20 protein-coding genes are annotated in these 19776 nt (G+C 71.1%); 13 read left to right on the plus strand and 7 right to left on the minus strand.

Going from position 1 to position 19776, the window contains the following annotated elements; genetic code table 11:
- Window positions 1-25 precede the first annotated feature (25 nt).
- The 9 genes from sdhC to ACH4UK_RS11505 all read left to right on the plus strand — a co-directional run bounded on the left by sdhC (window position 26) and on the right by ACH4UK_RS11505 (window position 6879).
- Complete coding sequence (sdhC, locus tag ACH4UK_RS11465; protein WP_398355828.1) at window positions 26-406, plus strand: succinate dehydrogenase, cytochrome b556 subunit; 381 nt, start codon at window positions 26-28, stop codon at window positions 404-406.
- A 5-nt stretch (window positions 407-411) separates the two neighbouring features.
- Complete coding sequence (locus ACH4UK_RS11470) at window positions 412-894, plus strand: succinate dehydrogenase hydrophobic membrane anchor subunit (RefSeq protein WP_398355829.1); 483 nt, start codon at window positions 412-414, stop codon at window positions 892-894.
- A 29-nt stretch (window positions 895-923) separates the two neighbouring features.
- Complete coding sequence (gene sdhA / locus ACH4UK_RS11475) at window positions 924-2678, plus strand: succinate dehydrogenase flavoprotein subunit (protein ID WP_398355830.1); 1755 nt, start codon at window positions 924-926, stop codon at window positions 2676-2678.
- Complete coding sequence (locus ACH4UK_RS11480; RefSeq protein WP_398355831.1) at window positions 2678-3454, plus strand: succinate dehydrogenase iron-sulfur subunit; 777 nt, start codon at window positions 2678-2680, stop codon at window positions 3452-3454. The genes sdhA and ACH4UK_RS11480 overlap by 1 nt, the downstream gene beginning before the upstream one ends.
- Window positions 3455-3594: 140 nt before the next feature.
- On the plus strand, window positions 3595-4194 hold the full coding sequence (locus tag ACH4UK_RS11485; RefSeq protein WP_398355832.1) for a hypothetical protein: 600 nt from the start codon (window positions 3595-3597) through the stop codon (window positions 4192-4194).
- Window positions 4195-4210: 16 nt separating this feature from the next.
- Window positions 4211-5017 (plus strand): hypothetical protein, encoded by an 807-nt coding sequence (locus ACH4UK_RS11490; protein WP_398355833.1) that lies wholly within the window; start codon window positions 4211-4213, stop codon window positions 5015-5017.
- 188 nt (window positions 5018-5205) lie between these two features.
- A complete protein-coding gene (locus ACH4UK_RS11495) occupies window positions 5206-5640 on the plus strand; it encodes a hypothetical protein (protein ID WP_398355834.1) in 435 nt (144 codons plus the stop codon).
- A gap of 5 nt (window positions 5641-5645) precedes the next feature.
- Complete coding sequence (locus ACH4UK_RS11500; RefSeq protein ID WP_398355835.1) at window positions 5646-6116, plus strand: thiol-disulfide oxidoreductase DCC family protein; 471 nt, start codon at window positions 5646-5648, stop codon at window positions 6114-6116.
- Window positions 6117-6126: 10 nt separating this feature from the next.
- The gene (locus ACH4UK_RS11505) at window positions 6127-6879 is read left to right on the plus strand and encodes a TetR family transcriptional regulator (protein ID WP_398355836.1); all 753 of its coding nucleotides are present in this window, start codon (window positions 6127-6129) and stop codon (window positions 6877-6879) included.
- Here ACH4UK_RS11505 and ACH4UK_RS11510 read toward each other — a convergent pair.
- The 3 genes from ACH4UK_RS11510 to ACH4UK_RS11520 all read right to left on the minus strand — a co-directional run bounded on the left by ACH4UK_RS11510 (window position 6866) and on the right by ACH4UK_RS11520 (window position 10421).
- Entirely contained in the window at window positions 6866-8419 is a 1554-nt protein-coding gene (locus tag ACH4UK_RS11510) for an ABC transporter substrate-binding protein (protein WP_398355837.1), read from the minus strand. The two genes, ACH4UK_RS11505 and ACH4UK_RS11510, sit on opposite strands and share 14 nt — an antisense overlap.
- Before the next feature lie 280 nt (window positions 8420-8699).
- Complete coding sequence (locus tag ACH4UK_RS11515) at window positions 8700-10142, minus strand: metallophosphoesterase (RefSeq protein WP_398356318.1); 1443 nt, start codon at window positions 10140-10142, stop codon at window positions 8700-8702.
- A 33-nt stretch (window positions 10143-10175) separates the two neighbouring features.
- Window positions 10176-10421, minus strand: a complete 246-nt coding sequence (locus ACH4UK_RS11520) for an SCO4848 family membrane protein (protein WP_030084543.1) — start codon at window positions 10419-10421, stop codon at window positions 10176-10178.
- 133 nt (window positions 10422-10554) lie between these two features.
- On the opposite strand from ACH4UK_RS11520, the gene ACH4UK_RS11525 reads away from it, so the two are divergent.
- Window positions 10555-11943: a D-alanyl-D-alanine carboxypeptidase family protein gene (locus tag ACH4UK_RS11525; protein WP_398355838.1), complete on the plus strand. Its 1389-nt coding sequence runs from the start codon at window positions 10555-10557 to the stop codon at window positions 11941-11943.
- Between the two features lie 17 nt (window positions 11944-11960).
- Here ACH4UK_RS11525 and ACH4UK_RS11530 read toward each other — a convergent pair whose 3' ends face one another.
- A complete protein-coding gene (locus ACH4UK_RS11530) occupies window positions 11961-12908 on the minus strand; it encodes a YihY/virulence factor BrkB family protein (protein WP_398355839.1) in 948 nt (315 codons plus the stop codon).
- A 171-nt stretch (window positions 12909-13079) separates the two neighbouring features.
- Between ACH4UK_RS11530 and ACH4UK_RS11535 the strand changes: the two genes are divergently transcribed.
- Both ACH4UK_RS11535 and ACH4UK_RS11540 read left to right on the plus strand, forming a co-directional pair.
- Window positions 13080-14447, plus strand: coding sequence for an FAD-binding protein (locus tag ACH4UK_RS11535; RefSeq protein WP_398355840.1), 1368 nt, complete (start codon window positions 13080-13082; stop codon window positions 14445-14447).
- An 80-nt stretch (window positions 14448-14527) separates the two neighbouring features.
- Window positions 14528-15283 (plus strand): decaprenylphospho-beta-D-erythro-pentofuranosid-2-ulose 2-reductase, encoded by a 756-nt coding sequence (locus ACH4UK_RS11540; protein ID WP_398355841.1) that lies wholly within the window; start codon window positions 14528-14530, stop codon window positions 15281-15283.
- Window positions 15284-15349: 66 nt separating this feature from the next.
- On the opposite strand, the gene ACH4UK_RS11545 is transcribed toward ACH4UK_RS11540, so the two are convergent.
- A complete protein-coding gene (locus tag ACH4UK_RS11545; RefSeq protein ID WP_398355842.1) occupies window positions 15350-15949 on the minus strand; it encodes a 2'-5' RNA ligase family protein in 600 nt (199 codons plus the stop codon).
- Between the two features lie 121 nt (window positions 15950-16070).
- On the minus strand, window positions 16071-17129 hold the full coding sequence (trpS, locus tag ACH4UK_RS11550; RefSeq protein ID WP_398355843.1) for a tryptophan--tRNA ligase: 1059 nt from the start codon (window positions 17127-17129) through the stop codon (window positions 16071-16073).
- 237 nt (window positions 17130-17366) lie between these two features.
- Between trpS and rocD the strand changes: the two genes are divergently transcribed.
- Window positions 17367-18575: an ornithine--oxo-acid transaminase gene (rocD, locus tag ACH4UK_RS11555; protein WP_398355844.1), complete on the plus strand. Its 1209-nt coding sequence runs from the start codon at window positions 17367-17369 to the stop codon at window positions 18573-18575.
- A 12-nt stretch (window positions 18576-18587) separates the two neighbouring features.
- Here rocD and ACH4UK_RS11560 read toward each other — a convergent pair whose 3' ends face one another.
- Window positions 18588-19775 (minus strand): glutathionylspermidine synthase family protein, encoded by a 1188-nt coding sequence (locus tag ACH4UK_RS11560; protein ID WP_398355845.1) that lies wholly within the window; start codon window positions 19773-19775, stop codon window positions 18588-18590.
- Window position 19776: the final 1 nt, after the last annotated feature.

A 19776-nucleotide genomic window follows, 5' to 3' on the forward strand; every position in this document is an offset into this window, starting at 1 on the left:
ATCCCCGCTCCCGGAGGGTTCTTCCGTGCCGGCTGGAACGCTGTACCGCGGCCGGGAAGGCATGTGGTCCTGGGTGGCTCATCGAGTCACCGGTGTCCTCATTTTCTTCTTCCTGTTCGTACATGTCCTGGACACCGCTCTCGTCCGCGTCTCCCCCGAGGCCTACGACGACGTCGTGGCCACGTACAAGACGTGGCCTGTCGCGCTTCTCGAATACGGCCTGGTGGCCGCGATTCTCTTCCACGCGCTGAACGGTCTCCGGATCATCGCCGTGGACTTCTGGGCCAAGGGCCCGCGACTCCAGAAGCAGATGCTCTGGACCGTGGTGGGCATCTGGATCGTGCTGATGATCGGGGCCCTGTACCCCGTCCTCGGTCACGCCGTACGCGACGTCTTCGGGAGCTGAGGCCCATGTCCAGCGAGACTTCCTCCGCAGCCGCGATCGGCGATGTGGAAGGCGTGAGCCTCTACGACGTCGACCACCCGGCTCCGGTGATCGAGCCCCCGCGCCGGCGCACGAGCAAGACGCCCAAGGGTTCGCGCACCAACTTCGAGATGTACGCCTGGCTCTTCATGCGCCTGTCGGGCATCGTCCTGGTCGTCCTCGTCCTCGGCCACCTGCTGATCCAGCTGGTGCTCGACGGCGGCGTCTCCAAGATCGGCTTCGCCTTCGTGGCGGGCCGCTGGGCCTCGCCGTTCTGGCAGGCCTGGGACCTGATCATGCTGTGGCTCGCCATGCTCCACGGCGGCAACGGCCTGCGCACGGTCATCAACGACTACGCCGAACGGGACAACACCCGCTTCTGGCTGAAGATGCTCCTGTACACCGCCACGGTGTTCACCGTCCTGCTGGGCACGCTGGTGATCTTCACCTTCGACCCGAACATCCGCTAGGCGCCGGGACAGAGGGACCAGAGGAAACCATGCAGATCCACAAGTACGACACCGTCATCGTCGGCGCCGGCGGCGCCGGCATGCGCGCGGCCATCGAGTCGACCACGCGCAGCCGTACCGCCGTACTGACGAAGCTCTACCCCACCCGCTCCCACACGGGCGCGGCGCAGGGCGGCATGGCCGCCGCGCTCGCCAACGTGGAGGAGGACAACTGGGAGTGGCACACCTTCGACACGATCAAGGGCGGCGACTACCTGGTCGACCAGGACGCCGCCGAGATCCTCGCGAAGGAGGCCATCGACGCCGTCCTCGATCTGGAGAAGATGGGCCTGCCGTTCGGCCGCACTCCCGAGGGCAAGATCGACCAGCGCCGCTTCGGTGGTCACACCCGTAGCCATGGCGAGGCCCCGGTCCGTCGCGCCTGCTACTCGGGCGACCGCACCGGCCACATGATCCTCCAGACGCTGTACCAGAACTGCGTCAAGGAGGGTGTGGAGTTCTTCAACGAGTTCTACGTCCTGGACCAGCTGATCACCGAGGTCGACGGGGTCAAGAAGTCCTCCGGCGTCGTCGCGTACGAGCTGGCGACCGGCGAGATCCACGTCTTCCAGGCGAAGTCGGTCATCTACGCCTCCGGCGGCACCGGCAAGTTCTTCAAGGTGACGTCCAACGCGCACACGCTGACCGGTGACGGCCAGGCCGCCTGCTACCGGCGCGGCCTGCCGCTGGAGGACATGGAGTTCTTCCAGTTCCACCCGACGGGCATCTGGCGCATGGGCATCCTGCTGACGGAGGGCGCCCGCGGTGAGGGCGGCATCCTCCGCAACAAGGACGGCGAGCGCTTCATGGAGAAGTACGCGCCGGTCATGAAGGACCTCGCGTCCCGTGACGTCGTCTCGCGCTCCATCTACACGGAGATCCGTGAGGGCCGCGGCTGCGGTCCGGCCGGCGACCACGTGTACCTGGACCTGACGCACCTGCCGCCGGAGCAGCTGGACGCCAAGCTCCCGGACATCACCGAGTTCGCGCGGACGTACCTCGGCATCGAGCCCTACACGGACCCGATCCCGATCCAGCCGACCGCGCACTACGCCATGGGCGGCATCCCGACCAACGTCGAGGGCGAGGTGCTGGCCGACAACACCACCGTCGTCCCGGGCCTGTACGCCGCCGGCGAGGTCGCCTGTGTCTCCGTGCACGGCGCCAACCGCCTGGGCACCAACTCGCTGCTCGACATCAACGTCTTCGGTAAGCGCTCCGGCATCGCCGCCGCCGAGTACGCGGTGAAGAACGACTTCGTCGAGCTTCCCGAGAACCCGGCGCAGCTCGTCGTCGACCAGGTCGAGCGGCTGCGGAGCTCCACCGGCACCGAGCGCGTCGCGACCCTGCGCCTGGAGCTCCAGGAGTGCATGGACGCCAACGTGATGGTGTTCCGCACCGAGCAGACGATCAAGACGGCGGTCGACAAGATCGCCGAGCTGCGCGCGCGGTACCTCAACGTGTCCATCCAGGACAAGGGCAAGCGGTTCAACACCGACCTGCTGGAGGCCATCGAGCTGGGCAACCTGCTCGACCTGGCCGAGGTCATGGCGGTCTCCGCGCTCGCCCGCAAGGAGTCCCGCGGCGGTCACTACCGCGAGGACTTCCCGAACCGCGACGACGTCAACTTCATGCGCCACACCATGGCGTACCGCGAGGTGGCCGCCGACGGCGCCGAGTCGATCCGGCTCGACTACAAGCCGGTCGTGACGACCCGCTACCAGCCGATGGAGCGTAAGTACTGATGGCTACCCCGACCCTGGACAAGACCGACGGGACCGCGAAGCCCGAAGCCGGTTTCGCCGACTCCCCGTTCATCACCGCCACGTTCCGGATCCGCCGCTTCAACCCGGAGGTCTCCGACGAGGTCCAGTGGCAGGACTTCCAGATCGAGATCGACCCGAAGGAGCGTGTCCTCGACGCCCTTCACAAGATCAAGTGGGAGCTCGACGGAACCCTGACGTTCCGCCGTTCCTGCGCCCACGGCATCTGCGGTTCCGACGCGATGCGGATCAACGGCAAGAACAGGCTCGCCTGCAAGACGCTGATCAAGGACATCAACCCGGCCAAGCCGATCATGGTGGAGGCCATCAAGGGCCTCACGGTCCTCAAGGACCTCGTGGTCGACATGGACCCGTTCTTCCAGGCGTACCACGACGTCATGCCCTTCCTCATCACCAAGGGGAACGAGCCGACCCGCGAGCGTCTGCAGTCCGCCGAGGACCGCGAGCGGTTCGACGACACCACCAAGTGCATCCTGTGCGCCGCGTGCACGTCCTCGTGCCCGGTGTTCTGGAACGACGGCCAGTACTTCGGCCCGGCGGCGATCGTCAACGCCCACCGCTTCATCTTCGACTCGCGCGACGAGGGCGGCGAGCAGCGCCTGGAGATCCTCAACGACCGTGACGGCGTGTGGCGTTGCCGCACCACGTTCAACTGCACGGACGCCTGCCCGCGTGGCATCGAGGTCACCAAGGCGATCCAGGAGGTGAAGCGCGCGCTCATCACGCGTCGCTTCTGACCCTTCCGGGTCGCACAGCACCACCCCGGCCCCGTCCCCGCAGCGCAACTGCTGCCGGGGGCGGGGCCTGTTGCTGCGCCGGGGCCGTGCGGGCGGTACGGTTCAGCGGAGCTGAAGACCGAAAGAGAACGGGGATCGTCGTGAGCGAGCCGAATCCGTACGCGGACGACGCGTACAAGTGGGGCCCGCCCCAGCAGCCGGGCCACCAGCCGACCGTCGCCGACGGCCAGGGGTACGGGTATCCGGCGCCGGGGGCCCCGCCCGTGTACGGCTATCCGCAGCCGATGCCGGAGTCCGCGGCCCAGCCCGGCCCCGGTTACGGGTATCCCGAAGCGGCGCAGCCGACGATGCCCGGCCAGTACCTCCCGGTGCCGCAGGGCGCGCCCGGCCAGGGAGGCGTCCCGGTGCTGTCGATCGGCGACATCACCGTGATGAGCGACGCGATCGTCACCCCGTCCGGGTCGATGCCGCTCAGGGGTGCGGTCTGGACGGCCACGGACATGTCGCGCACGGAGGAGAAGATCCCGACGCACGCGGTCGTGCTGGCGATCATCTTCGCGCTGTTCTGCCTGATCGGGCTGCTGTTCCTGCTGATGAAGGAGAAGCGGACCACCGGCTTCATCCAGGTCACGGTCACCAGCGGCGGGCGGCACCACTCCACGATGATCCCGGCCGTGGGCCCGTACACCTTCCCCGCGGTGATGGGCCAGCTCAACCAGGCCCGCTCCATGAGCGCCTGACGCGCGGGGCCCGCCCATGGCGCGCTTCGAGCACACGGTCACTCTCGCGCCTCTGGACCGTGGCTGGTTCGAGGAGGCCGCCGAGGCGCTGGTGGGCCTCCTCGACGCCTCCCGGGAGCGGGACGGGGCGATTCTGCTGGCCGACGGGCGGGCCGTGGTGGGCATCCGGCTGCTGAAGGGGCGTCATCTGCAGCCGGGGGCGCAGTATGCGAGCACCCCGGAGCCGGCCGGGACGGCCGACGCCCCGCAGACCGGCCCGGTGTCGGAGGCGACCGTCCTGCGTGAGTGGCGGCCCACCCGCTCCATCGAGGTGGAGAACATCCTGGAGGAGGCCACCTTCTCCGTCCGGACGAAGATCCGGCTGCGCGATCCGATCGCACCCGGGGCGCTGGAGCTCTCCCTGTCCGGGCACCAACCGGAGGGCGGCTGGCTGTACCGCTTCTCGGGGCGCGGCAGGGCCGATCCGGCCGCCTGGTGGGCGGCGGTGGACCGGCCGGCCGCGGCGCCCCCGGCCGCCCGGCCGCCGGTGTCCGGCAGGGCGGTGCACCGGCTGGCCAAGGCCCGTCTGACGGTCGTCCCGCGCCCGGCCGAGGACGGCTCCTGGCAGGTCTCCGTGGTGCTGGGCGTGCGCGGGCGGTGGCTGCTGCGGCCGGTGGGCGCGGTGGCGCTGTTCCTCGCCCGGGGTCCCGTGACGCGGGGCTTCCGGGAGGCGGTGGAGCGTGCGGCCGAGGAGTGGAACACGGCGCTCGGGGAGCTGACGCCGCTGCACGGCGAGGCGTTGCGCGCGGAGATCGCCGACACGCTGACGCAGCCGCCCCTGTAGTCCCTTCTTCAGCCGCCCCGCCAGTCGCCTCTTCAGTCGCCCCTTCAGTCGCCCCTTCAGTCGCCCCCGCAGACGATCCCGCAGGCACCCGTGCGGACACCCCACTGACCCCTTGTTGAACATGTTCAAGAAGAGGTCTACAGTCATGCCCACGAGTAGTTTTGAACGCGTTCAAGGGAGGGTGGGGCATGGACCTCACTGTTGTCGCGTACGTCATATACCTGCTGATCACCGTGGCGCTCACCGTCTGGGTCGCGCGCACGCTCAGCCGCAACGGGCGGATCTTCCTCGCCGATGTGCTGCACGGGAACGAGAAGCTCGCCGACGCCGTCAACCACCTGCTGGTGGTCGGCTTCTACCTGGTCAATCTCGGGTTCGTCACGCTCTACCTCAAGAACGCCGACGGGGTGGCCACGGCCCGCGAGCTGTTCGAGGCGCTCTCGGTGAAGGTGGGCGTGGTCCTGCTGGTCCTCGGCGTGATGCACCTGGGCAACGTGTGGGTGCTCAGCCGCATCCGTCGCCGCAGCGCCCTGGAGCACGAGCAGACCCCGCCCGTGCCGCCGCAGGACTGGACGCCTCCGGGGCCCCAGGGCCCGTGGGCCGCTCCCGCGGCCGGGCGGTGAACCCGGTGACCGCAGCCGCGCCCACGGTGTCGCGGGGCCCCGCCCCGTACACCGCCGGGCCCGCCCCCGTACGCCGGCTCACCGTGCTCTACGACGCCCAGTGCCCCCTCTGCGTCCACCTGCGGCACTGGCTCCAGCGGCAGCGGCAGCTCGTCCCGCTGGATCTCGTACCGGCCGGATCGGCCGAGGCGCGGCGGCGGTTCCCGGAGCTGGACCATGCGGCGACGCTGGCGGAGATCACCGTCGTCGGCGACCTGGGGCAGGTCTACCGGGAGACCTCCGCCTGGATCGTCTGCCTGTGGGCGCTCGCCAAGTACCGCTCCAGGGCCCACTGGCTGACCACCCCGGCGGGGCGGCCCTTCGCCCGGGGCACCGTGCTGGCCGCCGCCCGCTACCGCTCGATGGTCCTCCCGCCCTGCGCTCCGGGGGGCGATGTGTGCTCCACCCCGCCCGGCGGACAGTGGGGCCCCCGTTAACCTTGGGCCCGTGGTGAAGGAAGAGAAGAACGTGCAGGAGAACAAGCCGGCCAAGGCAGCGAAGAGCGAGCAGACCCGCACGCTGATTCTCGAAACGGCGCTCCGGCTCTTCGCCGAGCGCGGCTACGACCGGACGACCATGAGGGCCATCGCCCAGGAGGCGGGCGTCTCGGTCGGGAACGCCTACTACTACTTCTCCTCGAAGGAGCACCTGGTCCAGGGCTTCTACGACCGGATCGCCGGCGAACACGCGGCGGCGGTCCGGCCCGTGCTGGAGGGCGAGGGGGATCTGACCGCCCGGATCAGGGGCCTGCTGCTCGGCTGGCTGGACGTGGCGGAGCCGTACCACCGCTTCGCCGCCCAGTTCTTCAAGAACGCGGCCGATCCGGACAGCCCGCTCTCCCCGTTCTCCGAGGACTCGGCGGCCGCCCGCGAGGCGGCGATCTCCCTCCACGAGCGCTGCATCGCCGGGGCGAACGTCAAGAGCGACCCGGAACTGGCTCCGCTGCTGCCGCAGTTGATGTGGCTGATGCAGATGGGGCTGGTGCTCTTCTGGGTGTACGACCGCAGCGAGGGCACCGAACGCAGCCGCCGGCTGGTCGAGCGCACCGCGCCGATCGCCGCACGGGCCATCTCGCTCTCCCGGTTCCGGGTGCTGCGACCGCTGGTGCGGCAGATCCACGGGCTGCTGGTGGAGTTCCTGCCGGATACGGCGACGGCCGGGGCGGAGCCCCGGCCGGCCGGTCCGGTCAGATCCAGCTGAGTTCCCACAGGCGCCAGGTGCCGGTGCCGTCGGAGAGGTACTGGGAGCCGGCGACCTCGGACTTGGCGACGACGTAGTCCTTCTTCTGCCACAGCGGCAGCAGGGGGACGTCCTCGCCGACCAGCGACTGCATCTGCTTGAAGTCGTTCGAGGTCCGGCTGCGGTCGCTGAACTGCTGCGTGGCGGCGATCAGCTGGTCCATCTTCTTGCTGGAGTAGCCGCTGTGCAGGACGTTCCCGGTGCCGACGAGCGGCTGGCTGAAGGTGTCGGGGTCCGGGAAGTCGGGGAACCAGCCGACGGTGTACATGTCGTACTTACCGGCGGCGTACTCCTTCTGGTACGTCGTCCATTCCACGGCCTCGACCGAGACCTTGAACAGCCCGTCCTTCTCCATCTGACGCCGCAGCTCGGCGGTCTCCTTCGTGTACATGTCGCCCTCGCGGTAGGCGAAGTCGATGGCCACCGGCGTCTGCACCCCGGCCTGCTCCAGCAGTTGCGCGGCGCGCTTGGGGTCGGAGGAGGGGTAGGCGTCGAAGAAGGGGGTGCTGTGCCCGATGTAGCCGGTGGGGATCAGCGAGTACAGCGGGTCGACCGTGCCCTGGTAGACCTTCCTGACCAGGGGCCCCCGGTCGAGGAGCGCGGCCACGGCCTGGCGGACCTTCTTGTCCGCGAACGGCGAGTCCTCGCGGGCGTTGAAGATGATGTTGCGGATCTCGGCGCTGGCCGCCTCGGTCACCCGCACGTCCGGGTCGTTCGCGTTCAGTTCGGCGAGCGTCTCGGACGGCAGCTGGCGGTGGGCGATGTCCACCTCGCCGCCGTCCCAGGACGTCTGCAGGTCCTCGGAGGTCTTGAAGTAGCGGATGGTGACCGGCTCGCCGGTCTTCTTGAGCGCACCCTTGTACTTCAGGTTCGGCACCAGCTCGGCGCGGCTCCCGGGCTCGTACGACTGGAGGACGTACGGGCCGGAGCCGTCGACCTGGTTGCCCGCACGGAGCTTGTCCTCGGGGTACTGGGTGGGATCGACGATCGCCGCGGCGCCGGTGGCGATCTTCTGCGGGAAGGTCGCGTCCCTGCCGGACAGGTTGAACGTGATCGTGCGGCCCTCGGTCGTCACCGTGTCGAGGGTGGGGAAGAGACCCGCGGGACCGACGTCCGACTTGATGGTGAAGATCCGGTCGAAGGAGTGCTTGACGTCCTCGGCGGTGATCTTGCGGCCGTTGGAGAAGGTCAGGTCGTCACGGAGCTTGCACTGGTACGTCTGGAGCTTCTGCCCGACGAAACCGCAGCTCTCGGCGGCGTCCGGTTCCGGCGTGACCGCACCGGGCCGGAAGGTCATCAGCGACTGGTAGATGTTGCTGTAGATCGCCCAGGATCCCGCGTCGTACGCGCCGGCCGGGTCGAGGGAGGTGACGACATCCGAGGTCCCGACGGTGATCGCATCGGTCTTCGCCTCCCCGGACGGGAGCAGTTGCCAGGCGCCGACGCCTGCGATGACCAATACCGCGAAAATCGCGAGAATCCGTACCCGGACCGACCGCATTGCCGTGCTCTCCCTTACCAGCCCCACCTCGGCGGTTGCGCTCAGATCCGCACATCGCCGCACGTTCGCACTTACCCAATCACACGATTTTCACATCTGGAAGAGTAAATGGGGCACTCACAGCCTTTTGTTGGACACACACCGAAAGCTCTGTCCGAAAAGGCGCATTCCTGCCTCCCACCTGCGGCTTTCCGTAGCAGACGGTGACCCTTCGGTGGGGATTTCATGACGAAGGAACCAACGCTCCCGCACCGTCGCACCCGCAACGGAGCCGGCCGCCCTAGGCCTGCCGGGAGGCCAGCTCCACGACGGTGATGTCGGACGGGGCGCCCACCCGGACCGGCGGGCCCCAGGCGCCCGCGCCGCGCGAGACGAAGAGCTGGGTGTCGCCGTAGCGTTCGAGCCCGGCGACGGTGGGGTTGGCCAGTTCGGCGAGGAGGTTGCCGGGCCAGAGCTGTCCGCCGTGGGTGTGGCCGGAGAGCTGGAGGTCGACGCCGTGCTCGACGGCGTCGTGGATGACGACGGGCTGGTGGGCGAGGAGGACGGCGGCCCGGCCGCGGTCCCGGTCGCCCAGTGCGCGGCCGAAGTCGGGCCCCTGGCCCTCGGTCTCGCCCGCGATGTCGTTGACGCCGGCGAGGTCGAAGCCCTCGATCTCGACCCGGGCGTTCTCCAGCGGGATCAGGCCAAGTTCGCGGACGTGGTCGACCCAGGCCTCGGCGCCGGAGAAGTACTCGTGGTTGCCGGTGACGAAGAAGCTGCCGTGCCGGGCGCGCAGCGCGGCCAGCGGTTCGGCGGCGGAGCCCAGATCCGCGACGGACCCGTCGACGAGGTCGCCGACGACGGCGACCAGGTCGGGCGAGGTCGCGTTGATCGTGTCGACGATCCGGCGGGTGTGGGCGCGGCCGAGGATCGGCCCGATGTGGATGTCGCTGACCACGGCGATCCGGAAGCCGTGGGCGGCGCGGGGCAGTTTGGCCAGCGGGACGGTGACCCGCTTGACGCTCGGCCCGCGCAGCACGCCGTAGGTGCCGTACCCGACGGTGGCGAGTCCGGCGGCCGCCGCCGCGCCGCCGACGACCCGGGAGACGAAGAGCCGCCGGGACGGGCCGGGGCCGAGGGCGGGTGTGGGTGTGGGTCCGGCCGCGGCCGGGTCCCCGGAAGTCGGTTCCGCTTCTGGTTCCGCCGCGGGTTCCGCTTCTGGTTCCGCCGCGGGTTCCGGTGCCGTACGCGCTGTCGCTTCCGAGCGGGCGGAGGAACCGGCCGAGCGAGACGGCACCAGCTCTTCGGTACGGGGGCGGGTCTCTTCCGGGACCTCGGCGGGGGTTCCGGAAGCTGTTGCGGATTCCGCTCCGCTTTCCGTCGTTTCCGTCGCCGGAGCGGTGGTGGCGGTCCGCGCGGTCGCCCCGTCGCGCCGGGCGAGGACCCTCAGGAACACCGGACGCACGACCTCGCCGACGAGCAGCGCCAGCGTCAGATACAGCAGGCAGGCCAGCCACAGGAAACCCGGCCAGGCCAGCACCTGCTGGAGCCAGAAGGGGGCGCCCACCCGGCCGGACGACATCGCGCCGACGCTCAGGACGGGGAGCACGAAGGCCGCGACGGTGCCCGCCCGTCGCAGCGGGCTGCCCGGCGCCGTCGTGTCACCGACGAAGCGCCTCCACAGGTACCGGTGCACGGCGCCGAGCAGCGCCAGCACCACGAGCCCCACCAGAGCGAAGACCACTGCTGCCATCCGAGCTTCCCCATGTTCCCGTCGTCATGCGCGCTTGTCGCGCAAAGCCCTGACTCCGCGCAACCCGATCACGCCGACCGCCGTCCCCAGAAGAAAGGACGTGATGGCGAGCAGCAGGTGCACCCAGAAGTACCCGGTCGGTTCGCCCGCGTCGTCGAAGGCGAGCCCGCTGCCGTCCTGCCACAGGTTCTTGACGAAAGTGATCCAGATGAACCAGCTCCACACCCCGAACGCGAGCAGGAACCAGGACACGCGGCGGCTGAGCTTCATGGGTCCAGTATCGCCGCCACCACCCGGCCCCCTCCCCCGGGGTGGCGTCCGAACGGGGCTGTCCCGGCGCTCCCTGCGGCGGGTCAGCCGGTCCGGGTCCGCATCCACATCTTCGCCCTGTACGTTTCCGACCGTGCCTGCACTGAAAAAGATCGCCCTCACGGTCACCTCCGCCGCCTTGTTGTCCGGTTTCGTCCTCAGTCCCGCCGCAGCGGCCGACAAGGACAAGAGCGACGACAAACAGCCCAAGCCGCCGAGCACGATGTCCAGCCTCGGCGGGGAACGGCTCGGCCAGGCCGGCACCCAGGTCAGCCTGGGCCCGGGGGCGCCGGTGCTGCCCAAGAAGCTGTCGGGCCGGTCGTGGATCGTCGCGGACGCGGAGAACGGGGACGTCCTCGCGGCGCACAACGCGCACTGGCGGCTGCCCCCCGCCTCCACCCTGAAGATGCTCTTCGCGGACACGGTCCTGCCCGCGCTCCAGCCCACCACCCAGACCCACAAGGTGACGGAGAGTGAGCTGGCCGGGGTCGGTGAGGGCAGCAGCCTGGTCGGCATCAAGGAGGACCACACCTACACGGTCCACGACCTGTGGCTCGGGGTGTTCCTGCGTTCGGGCAACGACGCGGTGCACGTCCTGTCGGAGATGTACGGCGGCGTCGCGGAGACGGTGACCGCGATGCAGAAGCACGCCGAGGAGCTCCAGGCCCTGGACACCGTGGTGATCTCGCCGGACGGGTACGACGCGCCGCGCCAGGTCTCCAGCGCCTACGACCTGACCCTGATCGCCCGCAGCGGACTCCAGAAGAAGGACTTCCGCGAGTACGCGGCGACCGCGTCGGCCGACTTCCCCGGCGAGAAGAAGAAGGGGAAGAAGCGCGACTCCTTCGAGATCCAGAACACCAACCGGCTGATCACCGGGGACATCGGCGTGGACCCGTACCAGGGCATCGCGGGCGTCAAGAACGGCTACACCACCCACGCGGGCAACACCTTCACCGGCGTGGCCGAGCGCAACGGCAAGGTGCTCCTGGTCACGGTCATGAACCCGTCGGCGGAGGAGAGCCACGCCGTCTACAAGGAGGCCGCCCACCTGCTCGACTGGGGCTTCGCCGCGAGCGGCAAGGTGACCCCGGTCGGTGAGCTGGTGCCGCCGAAGTCCGTGGACACCGGCACGGGCACCGGGACCGGCGGCAAGGGCGCGGCGCCCGCCGCCGGCGCGGACCAGGGTTCGGGGGGCCAGGCGGAGGCGACGCACGCGTCGGCGGCCTCGAACGGTTCCAGCGGGGTCGGGATCGCCCTGGCGATCGTCGGCGGTCTGCTGGTGCTCCTGGCCGGCGGGGTGTTCCTGGTCAACCGGCGCTGGCCGCTGCCGGGTCTGGCCCGCCGCAACCCGCCGGCGGCCGACCCGGCCGGCAAGGCCGGCAAGGCCGGCCCCGCGGAGCCGGCCGAGGCCGCCGAGCCCGCCGAGCCCGCCGAACCGACTGCCTCGACCGGCTCGACCGGCTCGACCGAAAAGTCCTAGGGGTTGTCGGACACCCCCTAGGTCCGGGTGGAGCCGCCGGGAGCCACGGTCCCGGCGGCCTCCCCGGCCCCCGCCTCCTGCGCGTCCTGCGCCTCGGCCCCGCCGCTCTCCTCGCCCTTGCTGCCGGTCGCCGTCCAGGCGGCGCAGAACAGCAGGAGCTTCGCGGTGAAGTTGATCCACAGGAGCAGCGCGATCGGCACGCCGAACGCGCCGTACATGCTCTTGCCCGCGACCTCCCGCATATAACTGCCGAGCAGCAGCTTGAGCAGTTCGAAGCCGACCGCCCCGAGCAGGGCCGCGACCACCAGCCGCCGCCGGGGCGGCTCCACCCCGGGCAGCAGCGTCAGCAGGTAGAGCAGCAGCAGGAAGTCGGCGGCGACGGCGACCGCCAGCGCGGCCACCCGCAGCAGGATGCCGCCCGCCCCGCCCTCGGGGATGCCGATCAGGTCGGCGGTCCAGCCCACCGCCGTGGTGCCGACGGTGGAGACCGCCAGGGTGGCGAGCGCCGCGCCGCCGAGGCCGACCAGCAGCACGGCGTCCTTCACCTTGGCGACGACGGGGTTGGCCGCCTGGACATCGTCCTGTTCCCAGACCGCGCGCAGACACTCCCGCATCGAGCCGACCCAGCCGATGCCGGTGAACAGCAGCAGCGCACCGGCCACCAGTCCGACCGTGCCCGCGTTGGCGATCAGCCCGTCGATGCCGAGCTGGTCGGAGATGCCGGGCACCTGGTCGGCGAGCTTGTCCTTGATCGTGTCCAGCTGCTTGTCGCTCAGCAGGGCGGCGGCGATGGCCGCGCCGACCGCGATCAGCGGGAAGAGGGCCAGGAAGCTGATGAAGGTGATCGCCGCAGCGAGCCTGGCCCAGTGGACCCGGTCCAGCCGCTCGTAGGAACGCCACGCGTGCGTCTCCATCAGCCGGGCGACCAGGGGCCCGATCACCGGGAGTTTCTTGAGCCAGTCCATGACGTACGCGTACCCTCCTGGGCCCGGAACACCAGCGGCCCGCCCCGGACTCTCCCGGACGCGTCCGGGAGATCTCCGTCACCCTTCGCTGACACTCACTCCATCACCCGTTCCGGTGAGCGAATTCACCAATGCCGCGAAGGGGATTTCCCGGACGATACGGTCACCCTCATGTCCGTCGACACGGTGTCCTTGACCGGCTGGGGCCGTACCGCCCCGACGACCGCCGTACGGTTTCGCCCCCGTACCCACGAGGAGGCCGCCGCCGCCGTCCGGGGGCGCGGGCCCCGGGGGGTCATCGCGCGCGGGCTGGGGCGGTCCCCGGGGGACGCCGCGCAGAACGCGGGCGGCTCGGTGCTCGACATGACCGGCCTGGCCCGGATCGGCGCGGTCGACGCCGCCGCCGGTGTGGTGCGCTGCGACGCGGGGGTGAGCCTGGAGCGGCTGCTGCGGGTCCTGCTGCCCCTCGGCTGGCTCCCGCCGGTCGTGCCCGGGACCGGCAGGGTGACGGTCGGCGGGGCGATCTGCTCCGACCTGGACGGCCGCGACCACCGGCGGTCGGGGGCCTTCGCCCGGCACGTGAGCTCCCTGGAGCTGCTCACCGCCGACGGCGGTGTGCGTACGGTGCTGCCGGGCACCGCCCTCTTCGACGCGACCGCCGGGGGGCTGGGGCTGACCGGGGTGGTCCTGGGCGCCACCCTCCGCCTCCGCCGGGTCGCCACGCCGCTGATGTCGGTCTCCACCGAGCGCGCCGGGGACCTGGACGATCTGCTGGCCCGCTTCACCGCGGGCGGCGACCGTCTGCCGTACGCCTCCGCCTGGATCGACCTGCTGGCACGGGGCCGGGCGACCGGACGCGGGATCCTCACACGGGGGGAGCACGCACCCCCTGATGTGCGCCCGGCGCACGCTGGGCGCACTCGGCTCTCCTCGCGTTCCGGAGGGACCCGGGGGTGGCGGCTCTCCGTCCCCGCTCTCCCGCCGCTGCCGGGCGGACTGCTCTCCCCGGCGGCCGCCGCCCTGTACAACGAGGTCCGCTACCGCGGCGCACCCCGCGCGCGGACCGGTGAGCTCCGCCCGCTCCCGGCCTTCTTCCACGCGCCGGACGCGCTCCCCGACCCGCGTCCGCTGTACGGCCGGGGCGGTCTGGTGCGCTACCGGTTCGCCGTCGGGTACGGCCAGGAGGAGACCCTGCACCGGGTGGTGCGCCGGATCGCGGCGCGCCGCAGCCCCGCCGTGCGGGCCGAGCTCCAGCGGTTCGGGGCGGCGGACCCCGGCTGGCTGTCGTTCGCCGCGCCCGGCTGGTCCCTTGCCCTGGACCTGCCCGCCGCCCTGCCCGGCCTGGCCCGCTTCCTGGACGACGTCGACGAGGAGGTGGCCGCCGCCGGGGGCCGGGTCTGCCTGGCGAAGGACTCCCGGACGCGGCCGGAGACGGCGGCCGCGATGTACCCGCGGCTGGCGGATTTCCGGGAGCTGCGGGCGCGGCTGGACCCGACCGGGGCGTTCCGCTCCGACCTGTCGCGCCGGCTCGGGCTGTAAGGCCCCCACCGGCCCGGGGCCCGGCCCCCACGCACGTACCTCTCGCACCCCCGTACACACCATCTGACCAGGAGTGTTCCGTGAAGGATGCCTTCGGCGCCCCGCAGTCCCTGCTCGTCCTCGGCGGCACCTCGGAGATCGCCCTGGCCACCGCGCGCCGGCTGATCGCCCTGCGCACCCGGCGGATCTGGCTGGCCGGGCGCCCCTCCCCGGCCCTGGAGTCGGCCGCGGCCGAGCTGCGCGGCCGGGGGGCCGACGTGCGCACCGTCGACTTCGACGCGCTGGACTCCGCCTCCCACGAGGTCGCCCTCGGCAAGGTCTTCGCGGAGGGCGACATCGACGTGGTGCTGATGGCGTTCGGGGTCCTCGGCGATCAGGCGCGGGACGAGGAGGACCCGATGGCCGCGGTCCGGGTCGCCCAGACCAACTACACGGGGGCGGTCTCCGCCGGGCTGGTGTGCGCCGGCGCACTACAGGCGCAGGGGCACGGTTCGCTGGTGGTGCTGTCCTCGGTGGCCGGGGAGCGCGCCCGGCGCGCGGACTTCATCTACGGCTCCAGCAAGGCGGGCCTGGACGCGTTCGCGCAGGGGCTCGGCGACGCGCTCCAGGGGACCGGGGTGCAGGTGATGGTCGTCCGCCCCGGCTTCGTCCGGACCCGGGCCACGGCGGGCCGGCCGGAGCAGCCGCTGGCGACCGGGCCGGAGGAGGTCGCCGGGGCGATCGTCACGGGGCTGCGGCGGCGCTCGGAGACCGTGTGGGTGCCCGGTTCGCTCCGGGTGGTGATGGCCGCGCTCCGGCACGTCCCGCGCCCGCTGTTCCGCCGACTGCCGGTCTGAGGCCGGGCTGCCGGTCTGACGCCGGGGCTGCCGGTCTGACGCCGCTGCGGGGGCGCTACCGGGCGCTCAGGGCCGCAGCGAGGGGGCCGAGGGCGTGTCGATGGTGTAGCCGCTCTGGGCCGGGACGGCGGGCGTCCCGCCGCCCGCCCCGAACGGGAAGTCCTTGATCTTGCGCCAGACGGCGTCCGGTCCCTGCTCGTACAGCGCGAAGGAACCGCAGGTCCAGGCCGCCTCGTAGTCGGCGAGCTCCTCGTAGGCCCGGTCCATGGCTTCCTCGGCGATGCCGTGGGCCACGGTGACGTGCGGGTGGTAGGGGAACTGGAGCTCGCGCACCAGGGGGCCGGAGGCGTCCCGGACCCGCTTCTGGAGCCAGGCGCAGGCCGAGCCGCCCGCGGAGACCTGGACGAAGACGACCGGCGACAGGGGGCGGAAGGTGCCGGTGCCGGACAGCCGCATCGGGAACGGCCGGCCGGCCGTGGCGATCCGGTCGAGGTGCGCCTCGATCGCCGGCAGGTCCGTCGACTGCGCCTCGGTCGGCGGGAGCAGGGTGACGTGGGTGGGAATGCCGAAGGCGGCAGGGTCCCCGAAGCTCGCGCGGCGCTCCTGGAGCAGGCTGCCGTAGGGCTCCGGGACCGCGATCGAAACGCCGAGCGTTACGGTCCCCACGTCGTTCTCCTCCATCGTCGATGGTCGATTTCCGGTCATGCCGCGCGGGCCGGGTGTCCGGCCCGCGCGTTCCGCCGCAAGTGTGACCCCTTCGGCCGTGATCTCGCCAGGGTCCTTGGACTCAGTGCTTCGCGGGCAGGAAGCCCATCCGGTCGTACGTCCGTGCCAGCGTCTCCGCGGCGACGGCCCTGGCCTTCTCCGCTCCCTTGGCCAGGATGGAGTCCAGCGTCTCCGGATCGTCCAGATATTCCTGGGTGCGGGCCCGGAAGGGAGTGACGAATTCCACCATGGCTTCGGCCAGGTCGGTCTTCAGCGCACCGTAGCCCTGGCCCTCGTACTTCCGTTCCAGATCCTCGACGGAGCTGCCGGAGAGGGTGGAGAGGATCGTGAGCAGGTTGCTGACGCCCGGCTTCTTCTCCTCGTCGTAGCGGATCACCGTGTCGGTGTCGGTGACCGCGCTCCTGACCTTCTTCGCCGTGGCCTTCGGGTCGTCGAGGAGGTTGACGAGGCCCTTCGGCGTGGAGGCCGACTTGCTCATCTTGACCGCCGGGTCCTGGAGGTCGAGGATCTTCGCCGTCTCCTTGAGGATGTACGGCGCCGGGATGGTGAACGTCTGTCCGTACCGGCCGTTGAAGCGCTCGGCGAGATCGCGGGTCAGCTCGATGTGCTGGCGCTGGTCGCCGCCGACCGGGACCTGGTCGGCCTGGTAGAGCAGGATGTCCGCCACCTGGAGCACCGGGTAGGTGAAGAGGCCGACGGTGGCCCGGTCGGCGCCCTGCTTGGCGGACTTGTCCTTGAACTGCGTCATCCGGGAGGCCTCGCCGAAGCCGGTGAGGCAGTTCATCACCCAGCCGAGCTGGGCGTGCTCGGGCACATGGCTCTGGACGAAGAGCGTGCAGCGCTCCGGGTCCAGACCGGCCGCCAGCAGCTGCGCCACCGCGAGCCGGGTGTTGGCCCGCAGCTCCGCGGGGTCCTGCGGCACCGTGATCGCGTGCAGGTCCACGACCATGTAGAAGGCGTCGTGGGTCTCCTGCAGCGCCACCCACTGGCGCACCGCACCCAGGTAGTTGCCGAGGTGGAACGAGCCTGCGGTGGGCTGGATCCCGGACAGCACGCGCGGACGGGCGGCCGCACCGGTGCGGCCCGTCTGCGGCTGGTCGGTGGGGAGGTCAGAGGCCATGGCTCCATTGTCTCAGGTACGGGGGCGATCTCCGGCAGCCGGTGCGGGGCAGAGAGGGCGCGTACCCGCAGGAACCCGGAGCACGGGAGCGCACGCCTGAGACGAACCACACATTCCGGCCGCTCGGCGCGCGACGGCGGGCGCGCCGGGCGCGGAAGGTTTCCCGGCGCGGGTTCCGACCGACGATACAAAGTGGGCACCACCCCCCGCCCACGCCCCACGACGAACGGAGATCCCGTGTCGACCACGGAAACTGCCATCGCCTCCGCCGAGGCGCACAGCGCGCACAACTACCACCCGTTGCCGGTCGTCGTGGCGACGGCGGAGGGCTCCTGGATGACGGACGTCGAGGGCCGCCGGTACCTCGATCTGCTCGCCGGATATTCGGCGCTCAATTTCGGCCACGGCAACCGCCGGCTCATCGACGCGGCCAAGGCCCAGCTGGAACGGGTGACGCTGACGTCCCGGGCCTTCCACCACGACCGGTTCGCCGATTTCTGTACGGAGCTGGCGGCGCTGTGCGGCATGGAGACGGTGCTGCCGATGAACACCGGGGCGGAGGCCGTGGAGACCGCGGTCAAGACCGCCCGCAAGTGGGGCTACCGGGTCAAGGGCGTGCCGGACGGCATGGCGAAGATCATCGTGGCCTCGGACAACTTCCACGGCCGCACGACGACGATCGTCAGCTTCTCCACGGACCCGGAGGCGCGGGCCGACTTCGGCCCGTACACCCCGGGGTTCGAGATCGTGCCGTACGGGGATCTCACCGCGATGCGGGAGGCGATGACGGAGAACACCGTGGCGGTGCTGATCGAGCCGATCCAGGGCGAGGCCGGGGTGCTGGTGCCGCCGGCCGGCTATCTGCCCGGGGTGCGGGAGCTGACCCGCGAACGGAACGTGCTGTTCATCGCGGACGAGATCCAGTCGGGACTCGGCCGGACCGGGAAGACGTTCGCGCTGGACCACGAGGGCGTGGTGCCGGACATGTACCTGCTCGGCAAGGCGCTGGGCGGCGGGGTGGTGCCCGTCTCGGCGGTGATCTCGTCGGCGGACGTGCTCGGCGTGTTCCGGCCCGGCGAACACGGCTCCACCTTCGGCGGGAACCCGCTGGCCTGTGCGGTGGCGCTGGAGGTGATCGCGATGCTGCGGACCGGCGAGTACCAGCAGCGGGCGGCCGAGCTGGGCGACCACCTGCACCGGGAGCTGGGCCTGTTGACGGGCGGCGGAGCGGTGACGGCGGTGCGCGGCCGGGGGCTGTGGGCGGGCGTCGACCTCGATCCGGCGCTGGGCACCGGCCGGGAGATCTCCGAGAGGCTGATGGAGCAGGGGGTGCTGGTCAAGGACACCCACGGCTCCACCATCCGGATCGCGCCGCCGCTGGTGATCAGCAAGGAGGACCTGGACTGGGGCCTGGACCGGCTGCGTACGGTGCTGGGCGCCCGGTAGGACGCGCCGGGTTCAGAGGATGACGTGGGGCAGGAAACGGGCGTACTCGTCCGTGACCGGCCCCGCCGACTCCCGGATGCCGAGCCCCGCCGCCTCGTCCTCGACGATCCATGCGCCGAGCACCACCCGGTTGCCGTCGATGTCGGGCAGCGGGGCCAACTCCTGGTAGCAGCACGGCTCGTCGCGCTCCACCGGCGGGGAGCCGGGGCCGTGCAGGTCGACCCCGGCTCCCTCGCGGCCGAGCAGCGGCTTGGAGACGTAGCCCGCCCCGCCGGGTCCGGCGAGCTCGCGCGGGCCGTCGAGATAGGTGGGCAGCAGGTTCGGGTGGTCCGGATACAGCTCCCAGAGGATCGCCAGCAGCGCCTTGTTGGAGAGCAGCATCTTCCAGGCGGGCTCGATCCAGCAGGTGGTGCCGCTGCCGCCGCCGTTGTCGAGGGTCTCCAGCACCTGCGGCCCGAAGCGGTCCGTGGCCAGCCACTCCCACGGATAGAGCTTGAAGCAGCTGCGGATGAAGCGGAGCCGGTCGTCGACGAACCGACCCGACAGCCGGTCCCAGCCGATCTCCTCGACGGAGAGCGCCTCGGTGTCGATCCCGGCCTGCTGGGCGGTCTCGCGCAGATACGCGACCGTCATCAGGTCCTCGCCCGCCTCGTCGCCGTCGGAGTGGACGAAGTGCAGCGGCCCCGGCGGCAGCAGGGACGCCTGCCGCTTCCAGGCGTCCACCAGCCGCTCGTGCAGGGAGTTCCACTGGTCGGCCCCGGGGAAGCGGTCCTCCATCCAGAACCACTGCGCGCTCGCGGCCTCCACCAGCGAGGTCGGGGTGTCGGCGTTGTACTCCAGCATCTTCGGCGGGCCGCTCCCGTCGTAGCGCAGGTCGAACCGCCCGTAGAGGGAAGGCAGTTCGGCGCGGCGATGCCAGGACTCGGCGACCAGCGCGGCGAGCCGGGGATCGGTGATGCCGAGGTCGGCGAAGCGGTCCCGCTCGACGATGTGCGCGGCGGCGGCCAGGCACATCGTGTGCAGTTCCTCGGCGGTCTCCTCCAGGGCCTCGACCTCGGGCAGCGAGAAGACGTAGTAGGCGCTCTCGTCCCAGTACGGACGCAGCGAGTCGTCCGGGTAGCGGGTGAGCGGGTAGACGATGCCCTGCGACTCGACGGTCTCCTGCCAGCCGGGGCGCGGCTCGATGGTGCGGCGCTCCATC

This window comes from Streptomyces sp. NPDC020884, assembly GCF_044333935.1.
In the GTDB taxonomy this organism is placed as follows: Bacteria; Actinomycetota; Actinomycetes; order Streptomycetales; family Streptomycetaceae; genus Streptomyces.

Coding starts and splice junctions, on each gene's coding strand:
- ACH4UK_RS11470 (WP_398355829.1), top strand. CDS start 412: ATGTCCAGCGAGACTTCCTCCGCAGCCGCGATCGGCGATGTGGAAGGC.
- sdhA (WP_398355830.1), top strand. CDS start 924: ATGCAGATCCACAAGTACGACACCGTCATCGTCGGCGCCGGCGGCGCC.
- ACH4UK_RS11480 (WP_398355831.1), top strand. CDS start 2,678: ATGGCTACCCCGACCCTGGACAAGACCGACGGGACCGCGAAGCCCGAA.
- ACH4UK_RS11490 (WP_398355833.1), top strand. CDS start 4,211: ATGGCGCGCTTCGAGCACACGGTCACTCTCGCGCCTCTGGACCGTGGC.
- ACH4UK_RS11495 (WP_398355834.1), top strand. CDS start 5,206: ATGGACCTCACTGTTGTCGCGTACGTCATATACCTGCTGATCACCGTG.
- ACH4UK_RS11510 (WP_398355837.1), bottom strand. CDS start 8,419: ATGCGGTCGGTCCGGGTACGGATTCTCGCGATTTTCGCGGTATTGGTC.
- ACH4UK_RS11520 (WP_030084543.1), bottom strand. CDS start 10,421: ATGAAGCTCAGCCGCCGCGTGTCCTGGTTCCTGCTCGCGTTCGGGGTG.
- ACH4UK_RS11530 (WP_398355839.1), bottom strand. CDS start 12,908: ATGGACTGGCTCAAGAAACTCCCGGTGATCGGGCCCCTGGTCGCCCGG.
- ACH4UK_RS11535 (WP_398355840.1), top strand. CDS start 13,080: ATGTCCGTCGACACGGTGTCCTTGACCGGCTGGGGCCGTACCGCCCCG.
- trpS (WP_398355843.1), bottom strand. CDS start 17,129: ATGGCCTCTGACCTCCCCACCGACCAGCCGCAGACGGGCCGCACCGGT.
- ACH4UK_RS11560 (WP_398355845.1), bottom strand. CDS start 19,775: ATGGAGCGCCGCACCATCGAGCCGCGCCCCGGCTGGCAGGAGACCGTC.